Here is an 11,663-nt window from a genome sequence, read left to right on the forward strand (position 1 = left end):
CATGAGTGCCGTCGCCAGCACTACCATGGCACCACCTCAGGCATCGCCCGCAGAGCTGACGCAAAAGGCAAAGATCCTTGCCTTCGCCACCATGTGTGTCGGCATGTTCATCGCCCTGATCGATATCCAGATCGTCTCCGCCTCGCTGGCAGACATCGGCGGCGGCTTGTCGGCCGGTGCGGATGAAACCGCCTGGGTGCAGACCAGCTACCTGATCGCCGAAATCATCGTCATTCCCCTGTCAGGCTGGTTGGCGCGGGTGATGTCGACACGCTGGCTGTTCAGCGCGTCAGCGGTGGGCTTTACCGTCGCCAGCATGTTGTGCGGCATGGCCTGGGACATCAACAGCATGATCTTTTTCCGGGCGCTGCAAGGTTTCCTCGGTGGTTCGATGATCCCGATGGTGTTCACCTCGGCGTTCTTTTATTTCTCCGGCCATCAGCGTGTGATCGCAGCGGCAACCGTCGGTGCGCTGTCATCGCTGGCGCCCACGCTCGGCCCCACGGTCGGTGGTTGGATCACCAGCAATTACTCGTGGCACTGGCTGTTCTTCATCAATCTCGTGCCGGGTATTTTCGTCGCGGTGGTCGTGCCGATGCTGGTGCGTATCGACAAGCCCAATCTGTCGCTGCTCAAAGGCGCCGACTATCTCGGCATGATCTTGCTGGCAGCCAGTCTGGGCTGTCTGGAATATTCGCTGGAAGAAGGTCCGCGATTGGGCTGGATGGGCGACGACATCATCCGGACGACAGTCTGGATCTCCATCATCGCCGGCGTCGCGTTCGTCTGGCGCAGCCTGACCTATGCCAACCCGGTTGTCGATCTGCGCGCGCTCAAGGATCGCAACTTTGCGCTCGGCTGTTTCTTCTCGTTCGTGACGGGGATCGGCATCTTCGCCACGGTATATCTGACGCCGGTATTCCTGGCGCATGTGCGGGGCTTCAGCGCATTGGATATTGGTCTGGCGATTTTCGCCACCGGCTTGTTCCAGATTTGTGCGATTCCGTTTTACACCTATCTCGGACGTCGTGTCGATCTGCGCTGGCTGATGATGTTCGGTATGGCATGTTTCGCATTGAGTATGTGGAACTTCACACCGATCACGCATGACTGGGGTTGGCGCGAGCTGATGTTGCCGCAGGCCTTGCGTGGTTTTGCGCAGCAGTTTGCGGTGGCGCCGGTGGTGACGCTGACGCTCGGTGCGCTCAAGCCGGAACGCTTGAAACAGGCTTCGGGTCTGTTCAACCTCATGCGCAATCTTGGCGGTGCGATCGGTATTGCGGTGTGCGGCACCATCCTCAACGATCGCACCAATCTGCACTTTTTGCGTTTGGCTGAACATCTCAACAGCGCCAACGAATCCATGAACAACCTCGTGCAAAACACCGGCGCCAATATGCTGGCATGGGGACTCGATGGCGGCAGCGCACCGACCGGTGCCTTGCAGCAGTTGTGGCGGCTGACCATGCGCGAAGCACAGACACAGACCTTCGCCGATGCCTTCCTTGCGGTGATGGTGTGCTTCCTGGTGGCGATTGTGCTGATCCCGTTCATGCACAAAGTGGCGCCGCCCAAAGCGCCATCAGCCGACGCGCATTGATGTTCTAGATTGGTTCCGCCGGCGCCATGCGCTGGCGAGCCAACTGGGCGGAGCTCTGCCGTACCGCCCAGCGGACCGGCTTCGCCGCGACCGTGACTGCCCGTTGCAGCATTGCCTGCTGTAAGGGGCGCAGCGGTCTTACCCCGAGCTGCAGCTTGGCCCAGTCCGGCAGCATATCAACGCCGGCGCGCATCATCAGCCGTGTCCACGGTACCGCCAGCGCATTCGGCGCGGGTGCGTTCATCACCAGTTCCAGGGTCTTCAGCGTGCGTGCGTCGCAATGCAATTGCGGCCGTATCTTTTCTATGTAGCTGTCCATGTCCGTCAGCGTGCGCGGCACATTTCTTGCTCCGAGTTGTTCGGCGATCAGGGCGATTTCATCGAGGTACTGGTTCTGTTGTGCCACGCCCAGTTGCGGATTGCGATAACGCAAATACGCGCGCAGGAAATTTGATACTTCCGCCACATGTACCCAGGTCAGCAAATCCGGATCGTCGGCTGAATAGGCGCGACCATCCGGCGCGAAGCCGCGTACACCGCTGTGAATACGACGCACGAGGGCGATCAGCTTCTCAGCATCCTGACGATTGCCATAGGTCGTTCCTGCGATAAACTGCGCGGTGCGTCGCAGGCGACCAAGCATATCTTGCTGAAATGTGGAATGATCCCACACGCCGGCCAGCGCTAACGGGTGCAACATCTGCATCAGGAGCGCGCTGACGCCGCCGATCAGCATCGCAGTAAAGTCGCTGTGCACCAGCCAGGCGACAGAATCCGGGCCGAACAGGCCGGGGTCGCCCAGGGGATAGCGAAAATCAGGGCTGCCGGGAGGGCGGCTGATGCTGATCACGCTGGCTTCGATACGGGTGCGTAGTAATTCCATGGCTTGGTCGGAGGCGGCGGGGCGGAGAAATGAAATGGTAAGGCTTTTGTCGATTGCGCGCAGAAAGACGACAAAAGAGGGAAGAAAAGAACAAAAACGAACAAAAACGAACGAAAAAAGAGCAAGAGAAGAAGAAAAAGGCGCAAGAGCAGGTGCTTTGCAGCAAATTATTCTGAGTATAATAAAAGTCTCATTTCAGGGAACCAAAGTTCATGTCAATGGTCGAGTTGGCGCTGCGTCGCCCGTACACCTTTATTGTGATGGCGATGCTGATCGTGCTGTCCACGCCGCTTGTCCTCATGAAAATGGCAACGGACATTTTCCCGGAAATCAATATTCCGGTCATCAGTATCATCTGGAACTACAACGGTCTGTCCGCGCAGGAAATGGGGCAGCGTATCGCTTCTCAGAACGAGCGCGGCCTGACCACCGTGGTCAGCGATATCGAGCACATCGAATCGCAATCGCTGGCCGGCGTGTCCGTGATCAAGGTGTTCTTTCAGCCTACCGCCAATATCCAGAACGCCATCGCCCAGACGGTCGCGTCGGTGCAATCGCAGTTGCGCCAGCTACCGCCAGGCATCACCCCGCCGCTGGTGATCAAGTATTCCGCATCCAGTATCCCCGTCATGCAGCTGGCGCTGTCTAGCCCGACGCTGCCTGAGCAATCGTTGTTCGACGCTGCCGTCAACACACTGCGTCCGCAGCTCATCACGATTCCCGGCGTCGCCGTGCCTTTCCCTTACGGCGGTAAAACCCGTTTGATCTCCGTCGATCTGGACACCCAGGCGCTGCAGGCGCGCGGCCTGTCGCCGGTGGACGTCGTCAACGCCGTTAATACCCAAAATCTGATTCTGCCGTCCGGTACCGCCAAGTTCGGTGGCACCGAATACACCATCAAGATGAACGGTTCGCCGGAAGCGGTGAGCGGGCTGAATGACTTGCCGGTACGTACCGCCAATGGTGCAACGACCTATCTGCGCGACGTCGCTTACGTACGCGACGGCTTCTCGCCGCAAACCAACGTGGTGCGCCAGGACGGCGTGCGCGGCGTCCTGTTGTCCGTGCTGAAAAACGGTGGCGCCTCCACGCTGGACATCGTCAACAACCTGCGCGCGCTGCTGCCGCAAGCGCAGCAGACCATGCCGGCTGACGTCAAGATCACGCCGCTGTTCGACCAGTCGCTGTTCGTGAAGGCCGCGGTCAAGGGCGTGGTCGCCGAAGCGTTGATCGCTGCGGGCCTGACTGCAGCGATGGTGTTGCTGTTTCTCGGCAACTGGCGCAGCACGGTGATCATCGCGGTCACGATTCCATTGTCGATTCTGGCTTCGATACTGGTGCTCTACATGCTCGGCGAAACGCTCAATCTGATGACACTGGGGGGCCTTGCGCTCTCGGTCGGTATTCTGGTCGACCAGGCGATTGTGACGATTGAGAATATCGAGCGGCACATGCACATGGGCAAACCGCTGCATGATTCCATCATCGTCGGCGCGGGTGAAATCGGTGTGCCGGCCTTCGTCTCGACCGTCTGTATTTGTATCGTGTTTGTGCCGATGTTCTTCTTGTCGGGTGTGGCGCGCTTCCTGTTCGTGCCGCTGGCCGAAGCGGTGGTGTTCGCGATGGCGGCGTCTTATATCTTGTCGCGTACGCTGGTGCCGACACTGGTGATGCTGTTGATGAACAACGCCCATGGCGCCGACGACGGCGGCAAGCCAAGTTTGCTCCAGCGTTTGTATCGCGGCTTCGATGCACGCTTTGAGCGCGTGCGTCGTGCCTATACGCTGGTGCTGTCTTCGCTGCTGGCGCATCGTCGCCGTTTCGCGCTGGCCTTCCTCGCTTTCTGCGTGTTGTCTTGTTTGCTGTATCCCTTCCTCGGCCGCGACTTTTTCCCGAACGTTGACGGTGGCCAGATCCGCCTGCACATGCGTGCACCAACCGGCACGCGTATCGAAGAGACGGCGCGCATCGCCGACCAAGTGGAGTCCGTCATTCGCGAAATGATTCCCGCCAGCGAACTGGAAACCGTGCTCGACAATATCGGCGTACCCAACAGCGGTATCAATCTGTCGTACAGCAATGCCGGCACCATTGGTACGCTCGACGGTGAAATTCTGATGTCGCTGCATGAAGGCCATCGTCCGACCGAGCAACTGGTCAGTATGCTGCGCGCCGAATTGCCGAAGCGTTTCCCCGGCATCGAGTTCTTCTTTCAACCTGCCGACATCGTCACGCAGATCCTGAACTTTGGTTTGCCGGCGGCGATTGACGTCCAGTTCACCGGGCCCAATCTGCAACAGAACGCCCAGCTGGCCGCCGAACTGACCAAGCAGATCCGTCAGATCCCCGGAGCAGTCGACGCCCACGTGCATCAGCGTCTGGATGGCCCGGCACTGGATATGCAAATGGATCGCACGCGTTTGCAGCAGTACGGTTTGTCCGCCGCCAACGTCGGCCAGAATGTGCTGATCGCCTTGTCGGGAAGCTCGCAGACGACACCAGCTTTCTGGCTCAATCCACAGAACGGTGTGGTCTATAACGTCGCGGTGCAGTCGCCGCAATACCGTGTCGACTCGCTCGATTCGCTGCTGAGCATCCCGGTCGGTGCAGGTGGTGTCGGCACCGCGACGGGCGCGCCGACCAACACACAATTGCTGGGCAATCTGGTGGACGTCAAGCAAGGACGTCAACCGGCGATTGCGTCGCGCTACAACATCCTGCCGGCAATCGACGTGTTCGTCAGCGTGCAGGGCACCGACCTTGCCACGGTTGCCGGCAAAGTCAGCAAGCTGGTTGAAGAGATGAAACCCAAGCTGCCGCGCGGCAGCCAGATCGTGATCCGCGGTCAGGTGCAGACCATGCAGTCTTCCTTCATCGGCCTGGGTGTCGGTCTGGCGATGGCGATCGTGCTGGTCTATCTGCTGGTGGTGGTCAACTTCCAGTCGTGGATCGATGCGGCGATCATTATTGCGGCTTTGCCCGCAGCGTTGGCGGGGATTGCCTGGATGCTCTTCATCACCGGCACCACGCTGTCGGTGCCTGCATTGACGGGAGCCATCATGACCATGGGGGTCGCGACCGCCAACAGTATTCTGATCGTGTCGTTTGCACGTCAGCGCAAGGATGAAGGCGCGACGCCGCTGGCGGCAGCGCTGGAGTCCGGCGCCACGCGTATCCGTCCGGTGCTGATGACGGCGCTGGCGATGATCATCGGGATGATCCCGATGGCGCTGGGTCTGGGAGAAGGTGCGGAACAAAATGCACCGCTCGGCCGTGCCGTGATCGGCGGCTTGATCTTCGCTACCGTATCGACTTTATTTTTCGTTCCCGTCGTTTTCGCGGGCGTTCATCAACGACTGGCACGCCGCAAAGAAGCGCGTCAGGATCACGGGCATGGGCCGGTCGACAGCAATGGCAGTACGCCACCACAGCCGCCTCAGCCTCAGCAGCCGTAACAGGAGATAGGAAGCAATGTCGCAAGAACGTCATTCTCAACTCGGCATCCATCCCGTGGATCCGGATGCATCCGGCGAGCTGCTGAAACGCCAGCAGGTCGTACGCCGTACCAAGATCGTCATGGTCGTGGTGCTGGTGCTGCTCGCCGTGGGTGCCGCCCGCACCGTCATCAGCCGCGTCTACAATGCACGCGAACTGGAAGCCGGGACAGCGGAGCGCGCCAAGCAATATGTCAAGACCGCCATCGCCAAAAGCAGCGACGCCGGTCAGACGCTGTCGTTGCCCGGTACGCTGCAAGGCTTTGTACAGTCGCCGATCTCGGCGCGGGCTGCAGGTTATCTGAAACGCTGGCACAAGGACATCGGCAGCCGCGTCGAAAAGGGCGAGCTGCTGGCTGAACTTGATACGCCGGAAATCGACCAGCAATTGTCGCAGGCCATCGCTGCACGTCAGCAAGCTGCATCCAGCCTGGAACTGGCCAAGAGTACAGTCGATCGCTGGGAAGCACTGCGCAAGAAAGACGCCGTCTCGCAACAGGAACTCGACGAGCGCCGCAGCGGTTATTCGCAAGCACGTTCCAACCTTGCCGCAGCTGACGCCAACGTGGAACGCCTGCGTCAGGTGGAGGGCTTCAAACGCATCGTCGCACCGTTCGCCGGCGTGATCACACGCCGTAACGTCGACGTAGGGGATCTGATTGATCCGGGTGCCGGCGGCGGCGCAGGGCGTGCCTTGTTCACGCTGGCGCAGACCGATCCGCTGCGCGTGTACATCAATGTGCCGCAGTCCTATGCCAACCTGATCAAACAGGGGCAGAAGGTTGTCGTGACGCAATCCGAACTGCGCGGCAAGAGTTTTGAGGGCAAGGTTGTCCGCACCGCGGCATCGATCGACGTCAGCACGCGCACCATGCAGGTGGAAGTGTCGTTACCGAACGCCGATGGCGTCTTGTTACCGGGCGCCTTCGTCCAGGTGGCTTTGCCGCTGAAGCCGAGCGGTGTGCTGGTGGTCTCCACCGATACGCTGATTTTCCGCCGTGACGGCAGTCTCGTGGCGGTCGTCGACGACAAGAACCGGGTGCATCTGAAACGCGTGCAGCTCGGCCGCAACTATGGCCAGACCGTGGAAATCCTTGATGGCATTACCGGCACCGAACGTCTGATTCTCAATCCGTCCGATTCTGTGGCGGAAGGTGACGAGGTTGCCTTGGCTCCCGAAACCAAACCGGCGGCGAATCCGGCAAAGGCGGACGGTAAGCCAGCTGAACAAGGCAAGTCGTGATGAAGCTGCGCCTGCATCCGATTGCTGCGGCCTCTGTCATTGCCGTTATGCTGAGCGCCACCATGTTGGCGGGCTGCGCAGTGGGCCCTGATTACCGCAAGCCTGACGTCGACATGCCGGTCACCTGGCAACTCGATGCGCCGTGGCGTCAGGGTACGCCGAGCGACACGCACGCCAAGGGCGCGTGGTGGGAACGTTTCGGCGACGCCAAACTGAACGCCTTGCAGGAACAGGCGCTTTCCGGCAACCAGACGCTGGCGTTTGCCGCTGCGCGGCTGACGCAGGCACGCGCTACCGCCAATTCGGTTTCGGCCGGCATGTATCCGCAAGTGAGCACCGGCGTGCGCGCCTCGCGTTTGCGCATCGCCGGCAACCGGCCGCTGACCAACTACAACTCGCCCAACTTCGCCACGGTGCAGAATGATTTTGCGTTGGGGCTCAATACCAGCTACGAGGTCGATCTGTTCGGCCGCGTGCAGCGCAATGTCGAAGGTGCCCGTGCCTCCGCCGAGCAATCCGCCGCGGATCTGGAAAACACGCGCCTGCTGCTGAGTGCCGATCTGGCGACCAATTACTTCAACCTGCGTGAACTGGACGTGGAACTCGACGTGCTGTCGCGTTCCATTGAGTTGCAACGCAAGGCGCTGGAATTGGCGACCTCGCGCCATGATCTCGGCGCCACTTCCGGTCTGGATGTCGCTCAGCAACAAGCCCTGCTCGACACCACGCTGACGCAAGTGGATGTGCTGCGCAAGGCGCGCTCGCAATATGAACATGCCATCGCGACGCTGACCGGCACTCCTGCACCCAACTTCTCCTTGCCGCCTGCAATGGCGCCGATGACACCGCCTGCAGTACCGATCGGCATACCATCCGATTTGTTGGAACGCCGTCCCGATATCGCTTCTGCAGAGCGCGCCATGGCCGCTTCCAATGCGCAAATCGGCGTGGCCCGTGCAGCGTTTTTCCCAAGTGTGATGCTGGCGCCATCGTACGGCGTCGACAGCCGTAACATCGAGACCTTGTTCAATGCCCCGAGCGTGGTGTGGTCGTTGGGAGTGTCGCTGACGCAGACCCTGTTCGATGGCGGTCGTATCAGCGCCAACGTCGATTTCGCCAAGGGCGGTTATGAAGCCGCTGTCGCCAACTACCGCCGCATCGTGTTGACCGCGATGCAGGAAGTGGAAGACGGCATCACCGGTGTCTCGGCATTGGATCGCGCTTATGCGCAGGCGCAGGCTGCGATCGTCTCGGCGCGTCGTGTACTGGACATCGCCAACAGCCGTTATGAAGGTGGTGTGGCGACCTACCTCGATGTGATCACCGCGCAGCAGTCGCTGCTCAACAGCGAACGCCAGGCGGCGCAGCTGATGGGGCAGCGCATGCTGACGTCGGTGTTTCTGATCAAGGCCTTGGGTGGCGATTGGCCCGATGCGAAGCTTGCACAAAAATGAGTAGCTGTTTGCTTAAGATAAAAAATGCCGCTGCGAAGTAATTCGGAGCGGCGTTTTTTTTGGTTTTACGGCTCTTTTAGGCTCAAAAATGGGGCCTGTTCGTTTTTCAGATGAGCATCATCAATGCGCCGCCGAAGTATCCGCCACCCGTGTCGGCTTCGGTGCAAACCACACCGCCGTCGCCGCCAGCCCGAACGAGATCGCCGCCATCATGAAGATGTGATTGGTCGACAGCATGATGCTCTGCGACTGCAAGGTCTGCTCGATGCTGGCCCGCGCCTGATCCAGCGACATGCCGGCTTGCGTCAGTGAGTTGACGGCATCGCCGAACTGATCGACCAGGCCGGACAATTCGGCGTGATAGTAGATCGATTTGTTTTCCCAACTGGTGTTGACCAGTGAAGTCGCAATCGCGCCTGACATGGTCCGGCAGAAACTCATCAGACCTGCAGCCGACGCCATCTCCGATTCGTCCACGCTGGCCAGCGCCAGTCCTGTCAAGGGCACGAAGAACAGCGGCAGACCGATGCCCTGCAACAGCAGCGGCCAGCCGATCTGGAAGTTGGTCATGTCGGAGGTGTTGAAGCTGCGGAACAAGGTCACCGCACCCAGCCACATCACCCCGATAAAGACCAGTTTGCGCGGATCGACCTTGGTCGACATCTTTGCCACAAATGGCGCCGTCATCACCGCGAGGATGCCGCTCATTGCGGTGGTCTCACCCGAGTGTGTCGCCGTGTAGCCCATATAGCCTTGCAGCCAGAGCGGCGTCAGCACCGTCGCCCCGAAGAACGCGCCAAAGGCGAGACAGATGGTCGTCACGCTGGCCGAGTAGCCGCGATGGCGGAACACGCGCAGATCGACAATCGGATTGCGCTCGGTCAGCTCCCAGATCATGAAGGCGATGAAACCTGCAACGGCCACCAGCGCCAGGATGATGATTTCGTTGGAGGCGAACCAATCCTTCTCCTTGCCTTCGTCGAGCATCAGTTGCAAGGCCGCCACCCAGACGATCATCAGGATCAGGCCGATTTTGTCGATAGGCAGCTTCAGCAACGGCGACTCGTAGCGCTTGAGCATCTTCCAGCCCATGTAGCCGCACAGCAGCGCCACCGGCACGTTGATGAAGAAGATGTAAGGCCAGCTGTATTGATCGCACAGCACGCCGCCGAGGATCGGTCCGGCGATTGGTGCAATCAACGTGGTCATTGCCCACAAACCGACGGCGGCGGGCGCTTTCTCTTTGGGGAAAATGCGCAGCAACAGGGTTTGCGACAAAGGCATCAGCGGGCCGCCGGCCAGACCTTGCAGCACGCGGAAGGCGATCAGCATGCCCAGCGAATTGGCCAGGCCGCACAGCGCAGAAAATACGCCGAACAGGATCATCGATGTGATGAACACGCGCACCGTGCCGAACCGATTGGCGAGCCAGCCGGTCAGCGGGACGGTGATCGCTTCAGCCACCGCGTACGAGGTAATGACGTAGGTGCCCTGACTTGACGATGCACCAAGCGCACCGGAAATCGTCGACACCGAAACGTTGGCGATCGTGGTGTCGAGCACCGCGATGAAGTTGGCGGCCGCCAGCAGCAGACCGGCGCCGACCAGCTGCGCGCCTTCCAGCGGCTTCATGGCCGCATCGGAAAAATTGGATGACATGATTGCCGCCTGATTACAGAGTCGATGCGTTGGCGGGTTTGTTGCCGTCGCTGTTACCGTCATTCTTGCCGACAGTCAGCGCGCTGTTGGAGGTCATCGCCGAATTGCCTGCGGTATTGTTATTCGCGGCACCGCTCTTGCCGCGTGTGTCGATCGACACATCCATCGACAAGCCCACGCTCAGTGGTTGTTGTGCAAGTTCCTTGCTGTCGATGGAGATGCGCACCGGCAGACGTTGCACGACCTTGATCCAGTTACCGGTGGCGTTTTGCGCCGGGATGACCGCGAACGCAGAACCGGTACCACCGGCAACGCCGATCACGGTACCGTGATATTCCACCGCGCTGCCGTAGATGTCGGCCTTCATGGTCACCGGTTGACCCAGGCGCACTTGCGCCAGCTGGCCTTCCTTGAAGTTGGCATCAACGTGCATCAGTCCGGTCGGCACTACCGACAACAGTGCCGTGCCGGCCTGCACACGTTGACCGACTTGCACCTGGCGGCGGGCGACGACGCCATCCACGGGAGCGCGCAGTACGGTGCGTTCCAGATCCAGCTTGGCCTGATCGCGCTTGGCGCGCGCCAGTGTGACTTCCGGATTGGTATCGACGGTGGTGTTGGCGGTCAGCACGGTGCTGGCTTTTTGTGCGCCAATGGTTGCGTTGCGGTTGGCGTCAGCCTGAATACGACCGGCTTCGGCGGCTTTCAGGTTGGCTTGCATGGTCAGCACGGTGGTACGGGCGTTGGTGAGTTCTTCACCCGAAACCGAGCCGGATTTTTCCAGAGCTTCGCGACGGCGCAGATCCAGTTCGGCGCGTTGCAGATCGGCTTGTGCCGACAGCAGTTGTGCGGCTGAACGTTTTTGTTCCGCTTCGCGTGCCAGTACTTGCGCGGCCAGTCCGGTATCGTTGGCGAAGTAGCCTTGCACGCGGCGTTCCGCACGGCTCAGATCGGCTTCAGCTTGCGCCAGTGCGAGAGCCGCATCGCGTTTGTCGATGACGACCAGCACGTCACCTTGCTTGACGTATTGCGTATCGACGACTTTGACTTCCGACACGATACCGTTGACGGCAGGTGTCACTTGCGACACTTCGACGGCGGTGTAGGCGTTGTCGGTGGTGACGTAGCGTGAGCCAATGAAATACCAGTAGGTGCCGTAGCCGATGGCTGCCACGGCGATCACGCCTGCAAAAATGGTGAACAGCTTCTTGCGCTTGCCGGGTGCGTTGTCTGTGCTGGCGGCGATGGTTTGAATTGCTTGAGAATCACTGTGTGACATGACGGTTCCTTGTATCTTGTTGAATTCGATTGCTCGATGTTTAGACTTGTG

7 protein-coding genes are annotated in these 11,663 nt (G+C 60.0%); 4 read left to right on the forward strand and 3 right to left on the reverse strand.

What is annotated here, in order from left to right:
* Nucleotide 1 precedes the first annotated feature (1 nt).
* The gene (locus hmeg3_RS00930) at nt 2–1,600 is read left to right on the forward strand and encodes a DHA2 family efflux MFS transporter permease subunit (RefSeq protein ID WP_094562056.1); all 1,599 of its coding nucleotides are present in this window, start codon (nt 2–4) and stop codon (nt 1,598–1,600) included.
* Nucleotides 1,601–1,604: 4 nt separating this feature from the next.
* Here hmeg3_RS00930 and hmeg3_RS00935 read toward each other — a convergent pair whose 3' ends face one another.
* Nucleotides 1,605–2,483, reverse strand: coding sequence for an oxygenase MpaB family protein (locus hmeg3_RS00935; protein ID WP_094562057.1), 879 nt, complete (start codon nt 2,481–2,483; stop codon nt 1,605–1,607).
* Nucleotides 2,484–2,695: 212 nt separating this feature from the next.
* Between hmeg3_RS00935 and hmeg3_RS00940 the strand changes: the two genes are divergently transcribed.
* Genes hmeg3_RS00940 through hmeg3_RS00950 form a run of 3 tightly spaced genes read left to right on the forward strand, consistent with a single transcriptional unit; the run spans nt 2,696 to nt 8,674 of the window.
* The gene (locus tag hmeg3_RS00940; protein WP_094562058.1) at nt 2,696–5,938 is read left to right on the forward strand and encodes an efflux RND transporter permease subunit; all 3,243 of its coding nucleotides are present in this window, start codon (nt 2,696–2,698) and stop codon (nt 5,936–5,938) included.
* Nucleotides 5,939–5,954: 16 nt separating this feature from the next.
* The gene (locus hmeg3_RS00945) at nt 5,955–7,220 is read left to right on the forward strand and encodes an efflux RND transporter periplasmic adaptor subunit (protein ID WP_094562059.1); all 1,266 of its coding nucleotides are present in this window, start codon (nt 5,955–5,957) and stop codon (nt 7,218–7,220) included.
* The gene (locus hmeg3_RS00950) at nt 7,220–8,674 is read left to right on the forward strand and encodes an efflux transporter outer membrane subunit (RefSeq protein ID WP_198361760.1); all 1,455 of its coding nucleotides are present in this window, start codon (nt 7,220–7,222) and stop codon (nt 8,672–8,674) included. Before hmeg3_RS00945 ends, hmeg3_RS00950 begins: the two co-directional genes overlap by 1 nt.
* A 120-nt stretch (nt 8,675–8,794) precedes the next feature.
* Here hmeg3_RS00950 and hmeg3_RS00955 read toward each other — a convergent pair whose 3' ends face one another.
* Nucleotides 8,795–10,333: a DHA2 family efflux MFS transporter permease subunit gene (locus tag hmeg3_RS00955; protein WP_094562060.1), complete on the reverse strand. Its 1,539-nt coding sequence runs from the start codon at nt 10,331–10,333 to the stop codon at nt 8,795–8,797.
* A 13-nt stretch (nt 10,334–10,346) separates the two neighbouring features.
* Nucleotides 10,347–11,612: an HlyD family efflux transporter periplasmic adaptor subunit gene (locus hmeg3_RS00960; RefSeq protein ID WP_094562061.1), complete on the reverse strand. Its 1,266-nt coding sequence runs from the start codon at nt 11,610–11,612 to the stop codon at nt 10,347–10,349.
* Nucleotides 11,613–11,663: the final 51 nt, after the last annotated feature.

The organism is Herbaspirillum sp. meg3, from assembly GCF_002257565.1.
In the GTDB taxonomy this organism is placed as follows: domain Bacteria; phylum Pseudomonadota; class Gammaproteobacteria; order Burkholderiales; family Burkholderiaceae_D; genus Herbaspirillum.